The organism is Blautia sp. DFI.6.71 (assembly GCF_020593585.1).
GTDB lineage: Bacteria > Bacillota > Clostridia > Lachnospirales > Lachnospiraceae > Blautia_A > Blautia_A wexlerae.
This window is the reverse complement of record NZ_JAJDMJ010000019.1, coordinates 21,696-43,236: the sequence shown is the minus strand read 5'-3', so window position 1 is coordinate 43,236 and position 21,541 is coordinate 21,696. Positions and strand designations below refer to the sequence as shown.

Annotated in this window: 19 protein-coding genes; 2 read left to right on the top strand and 17 right to left on the bottom strand. The window is 41.8% G+C overall.

Annotation, left to right across the window (positions count from 1 at the left end; genetic code table 11):
- Positions 1-152: 152 nt before the first annotated feature.
- The 5 genes from LJE12_RS09955 to LJE12_RS09935 all read right to left on the bottom strand — a co-directional run bounded on the left by LJE12_RS09955 (position 153) and on the right by LJE12_RS09935 (position 7,691).
- Complete coding sequence (locus LJE12_RS09955) at positions 153-2,390, bottom strand: DUF2298 domain-containing protein (protein WP_173700712.1); 2,238 nt, start codon at positions 2,388-2,390, stop codon at positions 153-155.
- A 139-nt stretch (positions 2,391-2,529) separates the two neighbouring features.
- Positions 2,530-4,542 (bottom strand): hypothetical protein, encoded by a 2,013-nt coding sequence (locus tag LJE12_RS09950; RefSeq protein WP_207738990.1) that lies wholly within the window; start codon positions 4,540-4,542, stop codon positions 2,530-2,532.
- A 125-nt stretch (positions 4,543-4,667) separates the two neighbouring features.
- Positions 4,668-5,363 (bottom strand): N-acetylmuramoyl-L-alanine amidase, encoded by a 696-nt coding sequence (locus LJE12_RS09945; protein WP_055054061.1) that lies wholly within the window; start codon positions 5,361-5,363, stop codon positions 4,668-4,670.
- 164 nt (positions 5,364-5,527) lie between these two features.
- On the bottom strand, positions 5,528-7,177 hold the full coding sequence (locus LJE12_RS09940) for a glycosyl hydrolase family 18 protein (protein WP_195280239.1): 1,650 nt from the start codon (positions 7,175-7,177) through the stop codon (positions 5,528-5,530).
- A gap of 313 nt (positions 7,178-7,490) precedes the next feature.
- Complete coding sequence (locus LJE12_RS09935) at positions 7,491-7,691, bottom strand: hypothetical protein (protein WP_008707925.1); 201 nt, start codon at positions 7,689-7,691, stop codon at positions 7,491-7,493.
- A 708-nt stretch (positions 7,692-8,399) separates the two neighbouring features.
- Between LJE12_RS09935 and LJE12_RS09930 the strand changes: the two genes are divergently transcribed.
- The gene (locus LJE12_RS09930; RefSeq protein WP_020993442.1) at positions 8,400-9,146 is read left to right on the top strand and encodes an adaptor protein MecA; all 747 of its coding nucleotides are present in this window, start codon (positions 8,400-8,402) and stop codon (positions 9,144-9,146) included.
- Between the two features lie 181 nt (positions 9,147-9,327).
- Here LJE12_RS09930 and LJE12_RS09925 read toward each other — a convergent pair whose 3' ends face one another.
- The 5 genes from LJE12_RS09925 to LJE12_RS09905 form a co-directional block, all read right to left on the bottom strand.
- Positions 9,328-9,528 carry a DUF1858 domain-containing protein gene (locus tag LJE12_RS09925; protein WP_008707923.1) on the bottom strand — a complete coding sequence of 67 codons (201 nt, stop codon included), beginning with the start codon at positions 9,526-9,528 and terminating at the stop codon, positions 9,328-9,330.
- Positions 9,529-9,628: 100 nt separating this feature from the next.
- Positions 9,629-10,609, bottom strand: coding sequence for an ABC transporter permease (locus tag LJE12_RS09920; RefSeq protein WP_008707922.1), 981 nt, complete (start codon positions 10,607-10,609; stop codon positions 9,629-9,631).
- A 12-nt stretch (positions 10,610-10,621) separates the two neighbouring features.
- Positions 10,622-11,701 carry an ABC transporter permease gene (locus tag LJE12_RS09915; protein ID WP_022380540.1) on the bottom strand — a complete coding sequence of 360 codons (1,080 nt, stop codon included), beginning with the start codon at positions 11,699-11,701 and terminating at the stop codon, positions 10,622-10,624.
- On the bottom strand, positions 11,698-13,233 hold the full coding sequence (locus tag LJE12_RS09910; RefSeq protein ID WP_008707920.1) for an ABC transporter ATP-binding protein: 1,536 nt from the start codon (positions 13,231-13,233) through the stop codon (positions 11,698-11,700). The genes LJE12_RS09915 and LJE12_RS09910 overlap by 4 nt, the downstream gene beginning before the upstream one ends.
- 254 nt (positions 13,234-13,487) lie before the next feature.
- Positions 13,488-14,618: a BMP family ABC transporter substrate-binding protein gene (locus LJE12_RS09905; protein WP_370792857.1), complete on the bottom strand. Its 1,131-nt coding sequence runs from the start codon at positions 14,616-14,618 to the stop codon at positions 13,488-13,490.
- Positions 14,619-15,086: 468 nt separating this feature from the next.
- On the opposite strand from LJE12_RS09905, the gene LJE12_RS09900 reads away from it, so the two are divergent.
- Positions 15,087-15,260 carry a DUF362 domain-containing protein gene (locus LJE12_RS09900; protein ID WP_008707918.1) on the top strand — a complete coding sequence of 58 codons (174 nt, stop codon included), beginning with the start codon at positions 15,087-15,089 and terminating at the stop codon, positions 15,258-15,260.
- A 69-nt stretch (positions 15,261-15,329) separates the two neighbouring features.
- Here LJE12_RS09900 and LJE12_RS09895 read toward each other — a convergent pair whose 3' ends face one another.
- The 7 genes from LJE12_RS09895 to rpsF all read right to left on the bottom strand — a co-directional run bounded on the left by LJE12_RS09895 (position 15,330) and on the right by rpsF (position 21,434).
- Entirely contained in the window at positions 15,330-15,800 is a 471-nt protein-coding gene (locus LJE12_RS09895) for a MerR family transcriptional regulator (protein ID WP_008707916.1), read from the bottom strand.
- A gap of 406 nt (positions 15,801-16,206) precedes the next feature.
- Positions 16,207-17,535 (bottom strand): replicative DNA helicase, encoded by a 1,329-nt coding sequence (gene dnaB / locus LJE12_RS09890; protein ID WP_008707914.1) that lies wholly within the window; start codon positions 17,533-17,535, stop codon positions 16,207-16,209.
- A 20-nt stretch (positions 17,536-17,555) separates the two neighbouring features.
- Positions 17,556-18,002 (bottom strand): 50S ribosomal protein L9, encoded by a 447-nt coding sequence (rplI, locus tag LJE12_RS09885; RefSeq protein WP_008707912.1) that lies wholly within the window; start codon positions 18,000-18,002, stop codon positions 17,556-17,558.
- The gene (locus LJE12_RS09880) at positions 17,999-20,050 is read right to left on the bottom strand and encodes a DHH family phosphoesterase (RefSeq protein WP_055060254.1); all 2,052 of its coding nucleotides are present in this window, start codon (positions 20,048-20,050) and stop codon (positions 17,999-18,001) included. Before LJE12_RS09880 ends, rplI begins: the two co-directional genes overlap by 4 nt.
- 255 nt (positions 20,051-20,305) lie before the next feature.
- Positions 20,306-20,569: a 30S ribosomal protein S18 gene (gene rpsR, locus LJE12_RS09875; protein WP_008707906.1), complete on the bottom strand. Its 264-nt coding sequence runs from the start codon at positions 20,567-20,569 to the stop codon at positions 20,306-20,308.
- A gap of 36 nt (positions 20,570-20,605) precedes the next feature.
- Positions 20,606-21,067, bottom strand: coding sequence for a single-stranded DNA-binding protein (locus LJE12_RS09870; RefSeq protein ID WP_022380542.1), 462 nt, complete (start codon positions 21,065-21,067; stop codon positions 20,606-20,608).
- A gap of 79 nt (positions 21,068-21,146) precedes the next feature.
- On the bottom strand, positions 21,147-21,434 hold the full coding sequence (gene rpsF / locus LJE12_RS09865) for a 30S ribosomal protein S6 (protein WP_020993443.1): 288 nt from the start codon (positions 21,432-21,434) through the stop codon (positions 21,147-21,149).
- Positions 21,435-21,541 lie beyond the last annotated feature (107 nt).

Below are 21,541 nucleotides of genomic sequence, written 5' to 3'. Positions count from 1 at the left end.
ATTTTTGGCGGCTTAGAATATCTTAGAGCCCGAAACCGCACAGGAAATGAAATATTTTTTTACGCGTCCCTTTTGATCATCAAAGATTACCCGCAATATTCTTTACAAAAACGCAAAAAATGACGGCAAAACTGCCGCCATTTTTCACTCCCTTACTTATTAACCTTAAGAATATAAGTACTATACACCTCATCCTGGAACACCACTTCTCCAAGTGACTTCAGCACATCCTCATTCAATGTCTCCCCATATTTCTCCCTCTCCTTCGATCCGACAAAAATATAAGAAACATCATACTCTTCCAGCAGCTCCTTCACATACTCCTCATCCAAAGAAGTATAAATACTCTCAATATCCGCGCTCTTCTCATTCAAGTCCGCAGTATCATCTCTCCACAGCCACTCATGCACATACCATCCCAGCACAGTCGGAAGCCCTGTCATAGCGGAAACACGTTCATATCCACTATAACTGTCCCCGTTCGCCTCAAGCACAACCGGTGCCCCTTTCACATTCTTCTTCAGCCATTTAATACCAGCCACATCCTCCGCGAAATCATTCTCCAGGAAAGAAGCAGCATTCAGCCCCTTATATTCAGAAGGCTCCCATACCTTTCCAAACCACGCATACACACTGTTTCCAAAATAACCAAAGGTCCAGCAAAGCAATACCAGGCCGATCACTGACACAACCTTAAACACTTTCTTACGTGCAGCCACCAGCATACGGAAAATACCATATCCCATGGTCATCCCAAACAGCATATACGCCTGATAAGTCAGCTTAAACATAGTATTCGCCCTGGCGTTCCCATTTTCGTAAATATCTCTTACATAAACCAACTCCGGAATCACGATCAGCCCGATTGCACAGAGTCCCATGACAATCGCAAACAGATCCGGCACAGAAATTGCTTTCATCAGTTTATATAGACTTCTGTTCGCACCACCACGAAGCTTCTCCCAGATGATACAGATAATCAGCAGAACTGTCAGAACCACAGGCAGTCCCCACAAAATCAGCAGCTGATGGATCATAGAATGATTCTGCGCAATTCCCACACCTTTAAACATACTGTCAAACTGCAAAGTAAACGGCAGAGAAACAACGTATGAGATCACAATGATCTCCACTGCCTGAACCGCAGTCACTGCCAGAACCCTCTTCACTTTACCATCAAACTGAACGATATTGGTAAACAGCACCACTCCACCGGTCACCACGAAATAAATAATAAAATCCCAGAAATTCGTAAACCGGAACATACCGATCATCACTGCAGCCAGCAGGATATGCGGAATCAACAGCTGTTTTTTCCAGAACTGTTTCCGGCCCGGCTTCATGATCACTGCTTCTCTCATCCGCACACTTCGCATCCACGCATAAAGAAGTCCCACCAGAAACAGCACAAACATTACATTTACCACATGGGCATGGAGATCTCCCAGCACAAAGGAATAACATGGAAATTCATGGATCGTCTTGTCCGGCACATCCGGATTGTATCCAATATAACGGGTCGCATCCGGGAACCAGTAGCTGTCCGCTTCTTTTCCCTGCAGCTTCTGGAGCCATGGAATGATCTTACTGTAAACCACATAATGCATATTTCCCGCAATTGATACAGAAATTCCTGCTATGATCCCGGCCACTGCCGGCAAACAACGTTTCTTTCCTGTCAGGCTTCCTTTAAGCCTGTCCACAGACATCTGACGAACCAGTGAAAACGGAAGCACAAACGCAAATGCAGCCACAAAAGTACGCATCAGATTGTAAGTGAGTTCTACTTTACTGCCAGTCAGCTTCGTCAGAAATACTGCAAAATACTGTCCGCCATAATAATAATTGATCGTACCTTCTGAATACCACAGATCTCTTGCAGGAAGTGTCGTACTTCTCATCATGGCTTCCATGAAACCATAATCCATAAATTTCTCAGTTCCGTATGCCTGCGGACGGAATCCTGCAAAATAAGTCCACATCAGGAAAAATATAAAGAACAGAATTTCCTCTCCGTAAATCAGATTTACCTTTCCGGACGGAAAGCAGTCAATTCCATTTTTTCCCTGAAAATGATATAAAACCCCACAGCCAACAGCACATACAACAGACACACCGATACATGTCGCTGCAGTAAATGGCAGTATCTTCGCAGTTACCAGAAACCACGTAAGAAAACCTGTCACAGTAATCGCCAGCACTTTTGAAAACATCCAGCCTTTGTCCTCAAATCCGGCAAACAGTCTCCCTGTCACAGGCATGGCAACCATTCCCATCAGAAATGCCAACAGCCACCAGGTCCAGAATGTCCATACATCTCCCTTTAACAGAAATGCAGACAGCCCTGCAAGAGCTGCTGCAAGAAGCACTCTCGGTGCCCATTTCTTCATCCGTACGTCCTCCTTAATCATTTATAAAATTATTGTGGTTACTATAATCTTACACATTCTCTCTTATCTCTGTAAATCTGTGATCACCCGGCTCATAATCATAAATCCGGAGTAATCCCCGTAATAATGCATTTGAGGATTATTCTGTTGTTTTATAGATCCGTATCCGTCCATCCTGAGTCTCATAAACCTTTTCATATGCTGCAGCAATTGTCTCCTCACGACATTCCTGCTGTTCAAATTCCGAACCTTCTTCAAACAGGATATATGTTATTTTTTCCTGTTGTACTGTTTTTTTCAATGTTTCACTGTCAGATGTAGTGTATATCGTTACAGCCTGTGCAGCCCTGTAATTCGTATCATAGCCTGCAGACCATGCGTAATATGGCCATCCACAGTAAAGCATAGCTCCGGACATCGTCACTTCATTCATGCTGTACTCAGGAGTAAGTAAAAGATCGTTCTTCTCCAGATTCTCCTCCAGCCATTGGGTCAGCTCGCTGTTCATATTTACAGTCACACGTCTGCCCGGACCATTTCCCTTTATGATCACCACAAAGTCATAAATCCCGGTCACACTCAGAGATATCACCAATAGTATTGCCAGTATCTTTCCCATAGTTTTTTGTATCCCGGACTGCCCATTTCTCCCTTTCCAAAGACTGCATACTGCCCATGCCCAGAAAATCGTCAGAAACGCATATGATATCATGATATATTTATGGTTTACATTAATATCCGGTGTCATCAGAAGCACAAAAGCAAAAATCACCGGAAACAGGAAACTCACAAGGATTGCTCTCTCCCGTCTTCTCATAAACCATACCATTAGTACCAGCCCAAGGAAAAAAACTCCGCTCATCCAGAACAGATATTTCACAACTCCCGGGACAGTCTTATCCTCTGCCAGAAATCCCAGATAAATCTGAGGACTCATAGCACTTCCAACAACAAAAATCTTTGACTGAAGCCAGGAAAAGAAGATGGATACCCCCGCCATGACAGCGTAATCCACTTTTCCATCCGAGAAAATCGCAAAGCCGCACAAAATCAGCAGACCACCAATCACTGCTGCCCCATTCCAGAACGCACACAGACCCAGAAACATTCCCATAAGCAGTGCCTGATCCAGATTTCTGCTTTTCCATCCTTCCTTCGAAAAGATTCTGTTTTTTATCCAGAGTATTCCCTTCTCTTCATGTGCCGTCCCGGCTTCCAGCCAGTCCATAAACAGATATAGCGCCAAAGTCACCATCAGAAGTCCAAATGCCAGATGCCTCTGATTAAGATAAACATTAAAGTTCCACAATCCCCAGTTCTCATTGACAGTATATCCGATAAAGGAAGTATTTTCTTCCAGGGTTTCCACAAGATTCCCTGCCTGGATATGCTCCCATACAAATCTGAAAAAAGCCATTCCGCTTCTGAAAAAGAACAGAAACAATGCCAGTACACCGCAGCACATTTTGCCTGTGATCCTAAGTGCAAGCTGATATAACAGCATAAGAAATCCCACAAGCGACAAGGTACTTACGATATTATAGGCAAAGTCCATACGCATTCCAAGATATTCCAGATTTCCTGTGAGAAACTGAAACATAAAATGATACTTTACATCTGCACCTCCATAATGAGGATACTGTGTGGGAAAATTATTTCCTGCAGAAAAAGAACGCATCATCGCCGTATGTGGTGCATAGTCTCCATACACAGTCAGGCCGGAATACAGGATTCCGTCTTTTATATAGAATACATAAAACATCATATATGTAATAAATACAGTCAGCAGACCAAAGAGTAATATTTCCTTTTTTAATCTGCGCTTATCCTGTGTTTTATCAATATTCCATATCCTGTAACTTCCCTGTTTTCTGTATTTCTGTACGCTGAGCAGTATCATAATAACTGCTGCACCTGTCATCCCGATAATATTTCCATACAAAAGTGGATTTTCAGCTTTTCCCACAACACTGAAAAACCAGGAAATAATATATACCGTCCAGGTCAGTAAAAGTGTTCCGACTCCAAAAGAAGCCGGAAGCATGAGCCAGATACGATTAATACCTGACACACTCCTTCCCTCTCCTGTCAGCATTTTCGATGCTTCACAGCCCAGCATTCCTGCCAGAAGCAGATAAATAATTCCAAGCATAATTTCTCCCTGTACATTTCCCCGCCATGCAGATACTTCTATCCTCCCGGGGGATTTTATCAAACAAGTATCAGTATAGCAAAAATCCCTACTTATTAAAAGCAAGTTCACATAAATTAAACATTTTAAATTTTTTGTTGCTTCAGATATTGTTCAATCCCTTTCACTATAGCTTCCACTATTTTATTCTGATATTCTTCTTTGCAGAGAAGTCCGGCCTCTTCCGGATTTGTAAGAAAACCACACTCTACAATATTCAAAACACTTTCACTTCTTTTTAACAGATAATAGGTTTTATTACCTTTTGCCACACGAGGGCGTTTTACTTTCAGTCCCAGATTCAGTTCTTCCTGGATAAACTCTGCCAGATTCTTTCCCCGGACAGAATCTTCATAATAAAACACCTGGGGACCGCATACAGACGAATCCTGATAGCTGTTCTGATGAACACTTATGCACAGCACAGGTCTGTATTTCTTTATCATAGCAATCCTGCACTGCATATCCTGTGCTTTCTGATTTCTGCTGTCCTCCTCATAAAGGCCCTTATCTTCTTCCCTTGTCATGATTACAGAAAATCCTTGTTTTTCCAGAGAATCCTTTAATTTTACGGCAATCTGAAGATTTATCCCCTTTTCTTCCAGTCCGTTCACTCCGATCATTCCCGGATCCGCTCCACCATGTCCTGCATCTACCAGAATGGTTTTTGAATTTTCTGTTGAACTCATAGTCTCTGAAACTTCAGCTGCCTGTTTTGACAGAATGAGAAAACTGACAAGAAGCAGACACCCTAACATTAATTCCAGTCCATATTTTTTCAAACTAAAAACACCTCCTGAGACATCTTTTACAGTCTACGGGAAAATTCACTGTTCCTGTAGACTGGCTATAGCAATTCCATAAAATAATGCAATCAGTATTTCATAAAATTCTATATTAATATATGTTTCAGAAGATGTTTTTATAGCCTGCTGATGCAGAACTTTTAATTATTCAGATTGTCCGAGATTACCTGCCAGATTCCGTTGTTTTCAAATCCAAGCTTCCATGCAGAAACTCCTGCAAGGTCATATTTGGATACCAGCTTCACTTTCTCTGCAACTGACTGAGCATCCTCAAGCCAGATCTGATAGGTAGAATTATCTATATCATATTTTCCATAATTCTGGGAAGTGGTCTTATCCCAGTAGGTTTCCACATTATTATCTGCAATTGTCTGCTGCGCCTGATCCATACCGATTGCTTCACTGGTTACATTTCCCCCTGTGGTCTTCCACAGTCTGGTATAAAACGGAATGGCATTGATCACACGTTCAGCCGGAACCTCATCCAGTGTATCCTGGATTCCCTGTTCCACCCATGGAAGAGATGCCACAGAACCGGCTTCAGATCCTACATAATGCTCGTCATATCCCATGATAATCACATAATCTACAACCCTTCCCTGCTCAGCCCGGTCATAATGGCTTGTAAAATCCTCAGGAACCGGGTTATCCACTGAAAGAACCAGATTATTCTTATGGCACTCTATGGAAAGTTCTCTCAGAAATTCCAGAAAATGGATTCCCACATCCTCGCTGAGAGATTCAAAATCCACATTAATGCCATCCATTCCCACATCTTTGGCTGCCTGGATCAGCTGACTGATAATATTCTGTCTCGCCGCAGTGCTGGAAAGTGTTTCAGTTGTACTTACTTCCTGTGTAAAGTTATCGATCAGACCCCATACCTGAAGCCCCTTTTCATGAGCCTGTGATACATAATCTGCACTTGCGATGCTTGCAATGTTTCCTGAAGTATCTGTCAGATAGAACCAGGTAGGCGAGATCACATTCACACCTGTCATATTTGCTGTCGCATCCGCAAAATAAGCATTGGCATCTGTGGAAGTCACCTGATGCCATACCATATTGACCTTGCTGTCCATAGTAAGATAGGAGTACTCTTCTTTCTTAAAGCTTCGTTCAAATTTTGTCTTCTCTGCTTCTCCCACTTTCTTCTTATCTATATAACCAATATATCCATCATCCGTAGCTACCTGATCCCAGTCCTCCAATTCTTCGATAAGACGAAGCTTTGTGCCTTTCTTTACAGAAGTAAGAATAGCCGATTTGATTCCACCGCGGTAACGTATGCTTGTATTCTTCTTAACTGTGACTGTTTTTACATTTTTGAATTTATACTGTATGGCAATCCTGTATGGATCTTTTGTGATGTATGCATCAAGATCTGTAAATTCCTGCACATAAGTAAGATTCAGATACACTTTGTCATCTTTCACCCATACCTTATCTCCTGCCTCAGATGATGCACTCGCAGAAGTCAGCTCCGAAGGTGTTGCATAAAGTATCTGCTGATTGGCAGAATCCCAGTAATATCTCTGGTTCAGATAAGTATTCACCACATCCAGTGGTAAATAGACTCTGTCTCCGTCCACCAGACCACGTTCTTCCAGTTTCTCAGTTCCAATGACCAGGGCAATCTCCCCATCTGCCATTTCTCCATAATATTCATTCAGATCCATTTTCTCAGAAGATGGTATGTACTTCATTACTACATGAGTGACAATTCCAAGAATCGCAACAAGAATGACCAAAACGGCAACTGCGATAACTGGTTTATACTTTTTATTCATAGTATTTTTCCTTTCAGTAAATATTGTGTTACCGGAAACAAAGCAGACAGTAACACGATCGCTATTGATACATCAGCTCACAGAAAGGTATTTCATATAGTTATTTTGAGTATGATGTACCAGTATTATCAACTGTATCGGTAACTTGATGATACTGGCTTAAGTATACCATAAAATATTACAATTGTATTGCAAAATCGTATTTTTCACAAATTTTTAAGATATGCGTAATTATATTCTTATGCTGCCCGAAGGCATTATGAACATCGGGGGGGGACTGATTCAGAATCTGTTCGGGCAGCTTTCTCTTTTGTTATTTTTCTTTGACGAAATCAAAATCCACACGAGCGATCCGTCCTTTTTCATCTTCAACGTAATCACGCATGTATCCACCACCTTCTGCAATCTGACAGGCTTTTGCAATTGTTTTCGGATTACTGAGTATACCATTCAGATACAGAGAAATTCCCTGTTCACGATAACTCTTCAATTCTTTTTCCAGTGGTTTACGCATGCTCTTTTTGGTTGCCCGTGATATATTTTCCGTAAGCTTACCTCCCTTCTTTCATAAGATTTTTTAGAAAGCACCTTATCGGCTGTTGAAAAAACAATATCCCTGCACCTGTTTTATCGTTACTGTGAACGGAGTGAACAGTAACGTTTCAACTTCTTATCATCTTCTTATCATCATGGAAATTTTACCTGTACATTGCCACAGCAGGAACGCTGCATGAAAAACGGCAATGAAGTTTAGAAATAAAAGATCACTTTGGTTAATGTTTCAGATCTTCGCTTATGTGAACCGCAGGTTTACTGCTTCTTCTGTTTTCATTATATCCATCTGGTAAATAGATGCAAGTGTTTTTCTTCATTTATGTATTTTTTTCTGTTTTGTTTCTAAAAATTTAATATTTTGGTTGATTACTTATCTTTACATTTTGCAGTTCTGTGTTATATAATATAGTGTATAAAATTTTATAAATTCACAGTCAGACAATAGAATTTTTGAAGTTACTTACAGCAATTTTCCAAAGACAGCGCATCTATGGCAATCCTTTAAAATTGCTGTTCAAAAAAACAATAGTAACTTTTAATTTATCCGTAATTGTCCGCAGCTTTCAAAAGTTAAATTTTCATTATCAGAAACACTTTTAATGGATTTTCACAGGCAATTATGAAGCTGCCAGATAATTCAATGTTATTCAGAATAGGATGTGACAACATGAAGATAGAAAAGATCAACGACAACCAGATACGCTGCACACTGACAAGAGAAGACCTGGAGAACCATCAGATCCGTATCAGTGAACTGGCTTACGGCACTGAGAAAGCCAAGAAACTTTTCCGCGATATGATGCAGCAGGCACAGATACAGTTTGGTTTTGAGGCAGATAATATTCCATTAATGATCGAGGCCATCCCGGTGAGTACCGAGAGCATCATCCTGATCATTACCAAAGTAGAGGATCCTGAAGAACTGGATACCCGTTTCTCCAAATTTGCTCCATTCAGAGGGAATGATAAGACAGATACTCTTCAGCTTGACGGTGCAGACAATATTATTGATATCTTCCAGAAGCTTTACGAAGCAAAGATGAAGAGTACTCAGACAAAAGATGGCAAATCTGCTCAGAATACCGGAGCAAAGGAAAATGACGATACTCAGGTTCCTGATGTAAATCTTATCCGTCTCTATGAGTTCGACACACTGGACGATGTGATTGCGGCCGCCCATGGACTGAACGGCTATTTTACCGGTACAAACACCCTGTACAAAGATCCGGCCGATGAGCTTTACAAACTGGTACTTCACCAGTCATCACTTTCTCCGGAGGATTTTAACAGGGTATGTAATATTCTTACGGAATATGGACAGGGAAAGGCTTTCTCTCTTTCAGGAGAAGCTTATCTGACAGAACATGGAGAACTGATTTCCGATTCTGCCCTTCAGCAGCTGATTCAACTGTAATAATTTTCATAATTAAAAGAGCATTCAGTTTTCATCTGAAAGCTCTTTTCTTATACCATAGTAAATTACAGATTTCTCAAAAAAGGATGTCCTGAACTTATTCAGAACATCCTTTTTACATGTCAGACTATGACAATTCAACAATTGTCATAGTCCGTCATATGATTACCTTTCAGAAAGATTATTCTCCAAGAAAATCATTGATCTGGTTAACCAGTACATCAACATCCAGTCCATGAACCATAGCTGCTTCTTCGAGAGATTCCATCTGGGAAGATGGGCATCCAAGGCAATGCATTCCTGCTCTCATAAGAATCGGTGCGATATTTGCATCAATCTGAAGAAGCTGACCGATCAGCATGTCTTTTGATACTTTAGCCATTGTATATTTCCTCCTTAATTTTTCTTCATACTACTCAGCTTTTATAGCTTCTGATATTATAATACTATTTTACTCTGGAATCAACTGCAAACTTTTAATTTTATCGTTCCTCCCTAAAATACGGAAGTCCCAGCGCAGCAGGCGGCTGGTGTTCCTTTTTCTTTCGGAAGCTTGTGAATACCAGTACGATAATCGTTACCACATAAGGCAGTGCTTTAAATACTTCCTGCATGCTTCGTCCAAGTCCCGGGATATAAAGATACAGAATATAAAGAGCTCCGAACAGGAATGCTCCCCAGATTGCATTCAGTGGTTTCCATAATGCAAAGATTACCAGTGCAACAGCAAGCCAGCCACGATCTCCAAAACCATTGTCTGTCCAGGTTCCTCCTGAATATTCCATTACGAAATAGAGTCCGCCCAGACCTGCCAGACCTGCACCGATACAGGTTGACAGATATTTATATTTGATAACATTGATACCTGCTGCATCTGCAGTTCCCGGATTTTCACCGATTGCCCTGAGATTCAATCCCGCTCTTGTCTTGAACAGAAAAAACGATAACAGGACTGCTATAATAATACAGAGATATGTAAGGAAACCATAATTAAATAAAATACCTCCGATAACCGGAATCTTAGACAATCCCGGGATTTTTGCCGTATAGGCACTTCCTGTTACTTTTACGGAAATCTGTCCTACACCGCCTGCAAGCTTGGAAATAGAACCGCCAAAGAAGTTACCAAAACCTGTACCAAAAATGGTAAGTGCAAGACCTGTTACATTCTGATTTACACGAAGTGTGATAGTCAGGATACTGTAGATCAGACCACCGATTGCAGCACATGCAAACGCACACAAAAACGATATCAGTACACCCACAAGTGCATTGGGATCAGGATTATCCTTCTCATAGAGGAAAGCTCCCATAAGACCTGAAATGCCGCCCATATACATAATTCCCGGAATACCAAGATTCAGATTACCGGATTTCTCTGTCATAATCTCACCAAGCGCCCCATACAGAATACAGATGCCCTGGACAATTGCTTTTTGAATAAAAACTATCAGTACACTCATTGCCGCTACCTCCTATTTCTTTGCACGCTTTACTCTGTAGTTGATAAAGAATTCTGCACCGATCAGGAAAAACAGAATGATTCCCAGAAGAACATTGGAAGCATTCTCATTCAGTCCATACTGTGTTGCGATCTGTACGGCACCCTGGTTCATAAATACGATGCCAAAGGAAACTGCAACCATAATAAATGTATTAAACTTGGAAAGCCATGCGACAATGATCGCAGTAAATCCACGACCGCCTGCTGTTGCAGTGGAAATCGTATGGCTGGCTCCGCTGACAATAACAAAACCTGCGATACCACAGATTGCACCGGAGATTGCCATTGTACGGATAATAACCTTTTTCACCTGGATACCGGCATATCTGGCAGTATTCTCGCTCTCACCTACTACTGCGATCTCATAGCCCTGCTTACAGTATTTCAGATAAATAAACATTCCCACTGTCAGAATCAGGACAATGACTACATTCCAGCCATATTTCTGTCCGAACAATTCCGGAAGCCATCCGCCTTTTGTAGCCTGATTGATGATACCGACTGTATTGGAACCTTTCGGATTTTCCCAGAATACAATACAATAAGTTACTACCTGCATGGCAACATAATTCAACATCAGAGTAAACAGTGTCTCATTTGTATTCCAGTTTGCTTTAAATACAGCCGGGATCATTCCCCAGATCATTCCGCCAAGTGCACTTGCCACAAACATTACGATCAGGAGTAACCCTGCAGGCATTTTATCTCCTGCATAGATCATGGCGGCAGCAGAGCAGGCACCACCGATCAGGATCTGACCTTCTGCACCGATGTTCCAGAATTTCATTTTAAATGCAGGTGCCAGACCAATGGAAATACACAGCAGTACCATTGTATCTCGTATGGTCTGCCACAGACGGCGATCCGAACCCATTGCTCCATCCCAGATTGCCTTATAGACATCCACCGGATTCATCTTTACCAGGGCAACGATCACCGCTCCGCACACGATCAGTGCAAGGATCAATGCAATGAAACGGATCAGAAGACGTTCCTGCCATCTGGCTTTGTTTCTTCTTTTACTTACCTGTAAGAAAGGTTCTTTCTTCATGCCTGTGTCCCTCCTTTTTCATGCTTCGTCATAAGAATCCCGATTCCTTCTTTCGTTGCAGTTCTTCCATCCTCAATTCCGCTGATTTTACCTCCGCAGAACACTGCAATCCTGTCACACAGTTCAAGAACTACATCAAGATCCTCAATAACACAGACTACTGCAACCCCTTTTTTCTTCTGTTCATTCAGAAGGCGGTAGATCACATGGGAAGTATTGACATCCACCCCTCGAGTCGGGAAAGCTACCAGAAGCACTTTCGGATTCTGGGCAATTTCTCTTCCTACCAGAACCTTCTGCACATTTCCTCCTGACATCTGACGGACAGGTGCAGAAATACTTGGAGTCATGACTTCAAGCTGTTCTTTGATTTTTAATGCCAATGCCTTTGGACCTTTTCGATCCAGGAATGGACTTTTGCCATTGCGATAGCTTCTGAGCATCATATTATCAGTCATATCCATATCGCCCACAAGCCCCATACCAATACGGTCTTCCGGAACAAAAGCAAGGCTGATCCCTGCTTTATTAATGGAGATAGAATCCATTCCTGCAAGCTCAGTTCCTTTTCCATTGTCATCAAGCAGGGTGATCGAACCGCTCTCTATTGCCTGGAGTCCTGCAATTGCCTCCAGAAATTCTTTCTGGCCGCTTCCGGAAATGCCGGCAATACCCAGAATCTCTCCTGCATTTACTGTCAGATCAACATCATCCAGAGTTTTTACCTCTTCTTTGTTTTTACAGTTCAGACCTTTGACTACTAATCGTTTCCTTACATTCTCCGGTTCAGGACGGTCGATATTGAGATCTACTCTGCCGCCTACCATCATCTCTGACAGACTCTGTGCATTTGCCTGAGCTGTTTCCACTGTATCAATATACTTTCCTTTTCTGAGGATTGCCACACGGTCTGATAACGCCAGAACTTCCTGGAGTTTGTGCGTGATGATCATAATGGAACATCCATCTTTTCTCATATTTCTCAAAATATCGAATAACCGGTCAGACTCCTGTGGTGTCAGAACTGCGGTCGGCTCATCCAGGATCAGAATCCTTGCACCGCGGTAGAGCATCTTTATGATCTCAACTGTCTGCTTCTGGGAAACGGACATTTCGTAGATCTTCTGTGACAGATCCAATTCAAAGCCATATTTATCTGCCAGCTTCTGAATATCCTCTGTGATTCTCTTCATGTCCAGCTTTCCCTTTCCCGGAAGTCCCAGAACAATATTCTCTGCTGCTGTCAGTACATCTACCAGTTTAAAATGCTGATGTACCATACCGATTCCCAGTTCATAGGAATCTTTCGGTGAACGGATCGTTACTTCTTTTCCATTTACAAAAATATGTCCTTCATCCGGATAATAAATTCCATAGATCATATTCATCAGAGTTGTCTTTCCGCTTCCGTTTTCCCCCAGAATTGCAAGAATCTCCGATTTTCTCAGTGTGAGATCTACATGATCATTCGCCTGGACCGAACCAAAACTCTTGGAAATATCTCTAAGTTCAAGTGCATAGTTTTCTCCCACTATCGTTTCCTCCTTTTATCTAATGATATCCAATCTACAGTAAAAGTCCTGTCTCTTTGACTGCCGATATCATTTAATCCTACTTCTGAATTATGGAATTGCTCTCCTGTATACTCCATAATACAGCAAAAGAAACCTTCTGTCAGAAGACTTCAAGACTTCCTTTGCACGTACGATATGAAAACAGCAGAGCTGCCGCCCGGGCAGCCCTGCTGTCGTAAATTGCTCCGCGCTTTGCAGCTCCCGCAATTTTTTTATTCTGTAATAGATGTAATTCCATCAATCGCAATATCAAATGCAGGTGCGGAACCATATTCAGATTCATGGAAGTATCCGTCAGAAATGTACTCTGTATCACCCTTCTTATAAGTATCAAGTTCCTTGCCGTCTACTGTAAATGCAGATGTATCAAATACATGAAGGGAACCATCAATGAGCGCATCTTCCACTTCTTTGACCTTTTCTTCTGTACCCTCTGCTACAGTTTTGTCATTGAGAGCTGTGATCTTATCTGCACCTTCCGCAAATCCTTTACACCAGTCAGTATCAATTGCTGTGCCGTCAAGCATACACTGTACTGCGTATGTATAATATACACCCCAGTCCATAGATGCAGAAGTAAGTGCTGTGTTCGGAGCAACAGATGTCATATCAATATTATAACCCACACATGGAACTCCTGCTGCTTCGCATGCTGTAGGAGCACCTGTTGTATCTGCATGCTGGCTGATCAGTACACAGCCGTCAGAGATCAGAGCATCTGCACACTCTTTCTCAAGGTCAAAGCTTGCCCAGCTGTTTGTATATTTTACTTCCATTGTTACAGACGGGCATACACTCTTTGCGCCAAGATAGAAAGCTGTATAACCGGAGATAACCTCTGCGTATGGGAATGCACCTACATAGCCCATCTTGCATGCGTCTTCTTTTACTGTTCCGTCCTCGATCATTTCATTCAGTTTCAAACCTGCAACTACACCTGACACGTAACGTGCTTCATAAATATTTGTAAAATAGTTATGCATGTTGGAAAGTCCGCTGGATGCAGCCTGTGTTCCTGTTGCATGACAGAACTGAACCTCCGGATATTCCCCTGCCGCTTCCAGTATATAAGTCTCATGTCCAAAGCTGTTTGCAAAGATGATCTGACATCCCTGATCTGCAAGGTCTGCTGCCGCATCATAGCATCCTTCATCTTCACCGATGAGAGTTTTCTCAATAATCTGAGAATCGTCAAGACCAAGCTTCTCTTCCATCTCATCAATTCCTTTCATATGAGCAGCCGTGTAACCTTCATTCTCATCACCGATATAGATCACTCCTACTTTCAGGTCCTCTTTTGCAATCCCTTTACCTTCATCTTCTGCAAATACCGGTGCACTCATGGAAACCGCCATTACTGCTGCAAGTCCAATTGCCAATGCTTTCTTCATTCTTCATTCCTCCATTCTTTCTATTTGTTTTCTGATTCCTGCTACGGAACAAAAGAGGCACAACTTTCTGTGTTATGCCTCCTTGCAAGTATCTTTACTATAACCGTTTATGTCTGAATTGTCAATAAATTCAGCAAAAACGCACTTTCTTTTTGATACTCTTATTTTTTTTGTATATTAACAGACTATTTTCCATCATACAAATGCCTGTATTTTGGCAGGATAATTTCTCTGCTCGGACAGACATTCACATGTCCGTCAACTATTTGTAATCTGCAGGTAAAGTAAGCAAATGCTAACTTAATATTATTTTATAATGTATCTGATTTTATACTTGTAATTCAGACAAAGATATATTAAAATGTATGCAGAACCCCGAAAGGGGCCTAAAACGTTATTACGATAAGGAGGATTCTAATTATGGCATATGTAATTTCAGACGAATGTGTAAGCTGTGGAACATGCGAAAGCGAATGTCCTGCAGAAGCTATCTCTCAGGGAGATGAGCATTATGTAATCGACGCTGATGCATGCTTAGACTGCGGAACATGTGCAGATGCATGTCCAACAGAGGCTATTCATCCAGCAGAATAATTCATGATTTCAAAACAGCTTCATCTCTGTTTACCGCAGAGACGAAGCTGTTTTCTTTATGGATAACTTTTACAAATGTTTTCTTCTGATCCTCCTGCTTCTTTTTTCCAGTGCTGCAGCAGCCTCTTTTCTCGCAAGCTGTCTGTTACGGATCGTTTCATCCAGATCCCGGCACTGGTCTTCTCCCTCTTTTTTCATATGTAGCTCCTGAGCGATCAGACGTTCCATGATTTTCTGAAATTCAAGTATTTTTTCCCTCTCAGGCTGTTCATCTTCAAGAAGCTTCACTTTGCTCGCAGTAGTCCCGGGTGCAGTCCTTGAAATTCTTGGAACCAGTTCTTTGATCGCTCTCAGGGCAAGTCCTCTTTTCTTTAGTTCCTTTATATTAGCCAGAAGCGTAATATCATTTCCTGTATAGTAACGATGTCCCTGCTCATTCCTGCATATCCTCAGTTCCAGTTCTTCCTCCCAGTACCGGAGGACCGATGCCCTCACGCCAAGGATTTCTGCGGTCTGAGTCACAGTATACCGCTGCTCCATGCTGCCCCTCCTCCTTTTGAGTCCATTTTTTCATCAGAAACCACTGATGCATATCAACAACTCAATCTATCACCTGATATCATTGAACCACTGCACTGTAAAAACAGCTGTCGTAATCCTGATATCATGTATATTTATTATAAAACGCCATAGCGAGATTGCAAGAAGTTTCGATTGACAAACTTCCCTATAAAACTTTATTTTGACACAAAAAACAGGGAAACAGTACCGGATTCTCCCCCTGATACTGTTTCCCTGTGAAATTTTTCTATAGCAATCCTCGTAAATAATGCATTTAAGACAATTCAGCAGGATTTCACACTCTGATGGGCTGGATTAATATGCATTATTTTAGAGGATTGCTATAATATTATTCAAGTCAAAGATCAAACTCCTCTGAGATAGATTATTTCTTCATATTCACAAACTGTGTATATCTCGGCAGCCATACCAGTTCTACTGTTCCGATGGGACCGTTTCTCTGTTTGGCAATGATGATCTCTGCAATGTCCTTCTTCTCTGTATCCTTATGATAATAGTCATCTCTGTAGATAAACATTACCACATCGGCATCCTGTTCAATGGCTCCGGATTCTCGAAGATCCGAAAGCATTGGTCTGTGATCCGGACGCTGTTCCACCGCACGGCTGAGCTGAGACAATGCGATCACCGGTACATTCAGTTCTCTGGCAAGAGCTTTCAGAGAACGGGAAATATCTGAAATTTCCTGCTGTCTGGAATCACTTTTTCCACTTCCGCTCATCAGCTGCAGATAGTCGATCATGATAATCCCGAGATTATGTTCCAGCTTATATTTCCTGCATTTGGAGCGCATTTCCGCAATGGAAATACCCGGCGTGTCATCAATGATCAGATTAGATTTACCGATAATATCTGCTCCTTCTACCAGTTTTGTCCAGTCCTCGTCTTTCAGATTACCTGTTCTCATATTCTGGGAATCTACATGAGATTCCATTGCCAGAAGTCGGTTCACCAGCTGTTCCTTTGACATTTCCAGACTGAATATGGCAACTGTGACATCCTTTCGGAATGCCATATACTGTGCAATGTTCAGTACAAAGGCTGTTTTCCCCATGGAAGGACGGGCTGCGATCAGCACCAGATCAGAAGGATGCATACCGGATGTTTTATAATCCAGATCCATAAAGCCTGTGGGAATACCTGTTACAGAACCCTTAAGCTTAGACGCTTTCTCAATGTTATTAATGGCATTCAGAACTACCTGCTGGATTGGAACATATTCTTCATTGTTGCGTCTCTGGAGAATATTGAACAGTTTTTTTTCCGCTTCTTCCAGAATAATCTCTGTATTCTCCTTCTCCAGATAGCAGGTGTTGGCAATCTCTTCATTTGCCTTGATAAGTCTGCGAAGGACTGCTTTCTCACTGACGATCTTTGCGTAGTACTTCACATTTGCAGAAGTAGGAACCGCTGAGATCAGATCTCTTACATATTCCATACTGCTGATATCCGGCGGGAGTTCTTTCTCCTTTAAACGATTCTGAAGGGTCACCAGATCTACCGGTTTCCCTTCATTACACAATTCCACCATTGCATCAAAGATGATGCCATATTGTTTCTGATAAAAATCATCACTGGTAAGTATCTCAGATGCCACAAGGATTGCATCTCTGTCCAGGATCATTGAGCCGATTACAGACTGCTCTGCCTCTATACTGTGGGGGAGTATTCTTTTAATCAGCGCTTCTTCCATTCTTTATCCCTCCGGAAGACTTATGCTTCTTTTACCCATACTTTAAGAGTTCCTGTTACCTTAGGATGTAATCTGACAGGCACCTGGGTAACACCAAGTGTACGGATTGGCTCAGGAAGCTGCAGTTTCTTTTTATCAATGTCAAGATTCAACTGTTTCTTTGCTGCTTCAGAGATTTCTTTGGAAGAAACGGAACCAAAGGTTCTTCCGCCTTCTCCTGTTTTCAGTGTAAGGATAATTTCTTTTGTCTCGAGATCCTTTGCAAATGCCTGTGCTGCTTCATATACTTCTTTTGCGACCTTCTCTTCGTTTGCTTTCTGAAGTTTCAGATCATTTAAATTCTTAGGAGTTGCCTCTAGCCCCAGTTTCTTAGGAAGGATCATGTTTCTTGCATATCCGTCACTTACATTTACGATCTGTCCCTTTTTTCCAAGTGCTTTTACGTCTTCAAGTAAGATTACTTTCATTTTGTGTTTTCCTCCTGATATTCCTGATCTATGATGTCTTTAAGCATTCTCTCCACCTCATCCGGAGAAGCCTTGACCTGGGCACCGGCAATATTCATATGACCGCCTCCGCCCATCTTTTCCATCATTACCTGTACATTGACTTCGTCAATAGCCCTGGCACTGATATAAACTTCATTATTGTACTGAGTCAGTACAAAGGATGCCTTAACCCCTGCAATATTCAGAAGCTCATTGGCTGCCTGTGCTCCTATAACTGTAGGACTGTCCAGATTTTCACTTGGACATCTGGCAATGGCATAGCATTCTCTGTAAATCTGTGCAGTTCTCACTGCTTCTGCACGTGCCTGATAAGATTTCAGATCATCCCTTAACAGTTTACGTACTCTGGTCACGTCTGCTCCACTCCTTCTTAAGAATGCAGCAGCCTCAAAGGTACGTACACCTGCTCTTGTAGTAAAATTGTTTGTATCGATCATAATTCCCGCATAGAGACAGTCAGCCTCCATATTGCGGATACGCAGGTCATCCGAGAAATACTGCAGGATCTCTGCTACCATCTCACAGGCTGAGGATGCATAAGGCTCCACATAGGAAAGCACCGCATTCTCTATCACTTCGCTTCCCCGCCTGTGATGATCCAGCACAACAATCGTCTTTGTCATGTGCAGAAGCTCCTCGCATTCCGTATAGCTTGGTCTGTTAGTATCAACTACAACCACCACTGTATTGTTATCTACCATATCTTTAGCCTGCTCGCTGTCCACAAACATAGATGGCTCGTAGTCTGGATTATTCACATATCCTGCGATCAACGGTCTGATAGATTTTGTCGGATCATTCACTACAATACTGACAGATTTTCCAAGTGTTTTACCTGCACGGAAAATACCGATTGCTGCTCCCAACGCATCCACATCTGTGATTTTATGTCCCATGACAACGACTCTGTCTTTCGTACTCATAAACTCTTTCAGTGCCTGCGCTTTTACCCTGGCTTTTACGCGGGTATTCTTCTCCATCTGCTGAGTCTTTCCGCCGTAATAGGTAATATTATTTCCATTCTTAATAACAACCTGATCACCGCCACGTCCAAGTGCCATCTCTATAGCAATACGTGAATACTCATAATTTTGAATATAAGTGGAAGCATTCAGTCCCACACCAATACTCAAAGTAATCGCCATCTCATTTCCGATATTAACTGTTTTAACCTCGTCCAGAATATGAAATCTCTGTTCTTTCAGAGCCTCAAGCGAACTCTGGCGCATGATCAGGAAATATTTGTCCTTCTCAAGTTTCTTTACAAGACCATCGAAATTGGAAAAATATTTCGTAATCTTCCGGTCAATCAGAGCAATCAGAAGTGAACGTCTCACATCCTCTACACTCTCAAGTGCTTCCTCATAGTTATCCAGATAAGCCAACGCTACAACAAGCTTATTGTCTTCATTCTTTTTAATGTAAGACTTCAGTTCTGTATCGTCATACAGATACATGGCAATCAGGCTGACATTCCTGTTTGAATTCTCCAGAAACTCACTTTTGGCAACCACTTCACCAAGAGACACCCTCTGCATGGAAATACGATAAGTCTTCTCTCCAAATCGAGTACTGATCTCAGCAGTCTCTTTCTTATCTGCAACCGGTAATTTGTCAGCTGTTACATCCGGAAAAACAGTGCTGACATTTTTCTTATAAAACTGATCTTTACCTGTAAGCTCCGCAAATACTTTGTTGGACCAGATCATTCTGCCATTCATATCCATAATGGCATAGGGCAATGCCAGTTCTTCAAGGATTCTCTTTTCAAGCGAATCATACTGATTGGCAAAGGCTATCAGTTCATTTACAATGAACGGTCTGTGGCATCGGAGTATTATTACTGCACATCCCACATAAATCAGGATTCCACCTGACACAATAATACCAGCCTTCACGCTGACAAAATATACCCAGATATTAAGTACGATCAGTAAAGCCGAGAGAATCAGAGGCCACCGCATGAATGCTTTCATATGCCCTTTTAATTTCAGTTTATCACTCATATCTTTCTTTCCGTTCTTCATCATTCTATTTGTTTCGCCTGTACACAGCAAATGTGCTGCATATAGGCAGGTTCTGTGAAAAACGCCCTTTGAATCATATTATAACAGATTTGAACAGAATTTACCATAGCAACAGAAGAACGCACAAAAATAATGGTTATTGTGTTACTGTTCATTCTGTTCTATAGCAATTCTCGTAAATAATGCAAAAATGCTGCTCCGCCAAATGCGGAGCAGCATTTATCATCTTCAGAATTAGTCCTGAATGTATGGCATCATAGACATATGACGTGCTCTCTTGATAGCAACTGTCAGTGCTCTCTGATGTTTTGCACAGTTTCCTGTAATTCTTCTTGGGAGGATTTTTCCTCTTTCAGAAACATATTTTCTTAATTTTGCTACATCCTTGTAGTCGATCTCGTTATTCTCTTTACCACAGAATACGCAAACTTTTTTTCTTCTGCGGCCGCCTCTTCTCTTCATTGGAGAGTCTGGTCTTTCGCCTCTATTGTAAGCCATGATTGCTTTCCTCCTATTTTATTCTATCAGTTTGTATTAAATAAACGGCAGTTCTTCATCAATTCCATCCGGAATGTTCATGAAACCGTCTGCACTGGCTGCTCCCGGAGCCGGCATGGATGGTGCAGGTGCAGGGGATGATGTCTGAGGATGGGAAGCTGCGTAATTATCGCTAGCCGCCTTGCTCTCAGCAAACTCCTGTTCCTCAACTACTACCTCTGTGGTATAAACCTTCTGGCCATCACGATTGGTGTAGCTGCCTGTCTGAATGCGTCCTGAAACAATGATCTTAAGTCCCTGACGGAAATACTTCTCAGCAAACTCGGCTGTACGTCCAAAGGATACACAACTGATAAAGTCTGCTGTTGCTTCACCGTCACGGCGGAATCTTCTGTCTACTGCCAGTGTATATCTGGCAATTGCCAATGCATTCTCTCCTGCGGAATATCTCACCTCAGGATCTCTTGTTAAGCGTCCCATTAAAATTACTTTGTTCATATAAATACCTCTTCGTTTCTGCTTTGAATGGTTGAACGGATCAATTAATGGTGCCTTCTAAAATCCACCCTGTATAAGATTATGCGTCTTTTCTTACGACTAAGTATCTTAATACATTGTCCATGATGCGAACGTGTCTTTCAACTTCCGCCGGGCACTGTGCGTCTGCTTCAAACTGAATGAAATAGTAGAAGCCTTCATGCATTTTCTGAATTTCGTAAGCTAATTTTTTCTTACCCCATTCTTCTACTTCTGTGATAGTGCCGTTGTAACGTGTGATGTATCCTTTTGCTTTCTCAACAACTGCATCACGTACTTCGTCTTCAACTTTTGCACTAACAACTAATGCTAACTCGTACTTGTTCATGTCTTGCTTTACCTCCTTATGGTCTGTTGGCCCTTTGCCTGTCAAAGAGCAAGGATATAAAATATATCACGAGTGTTGATTTTAACATAGTTTTTCGTGTCTGTAAA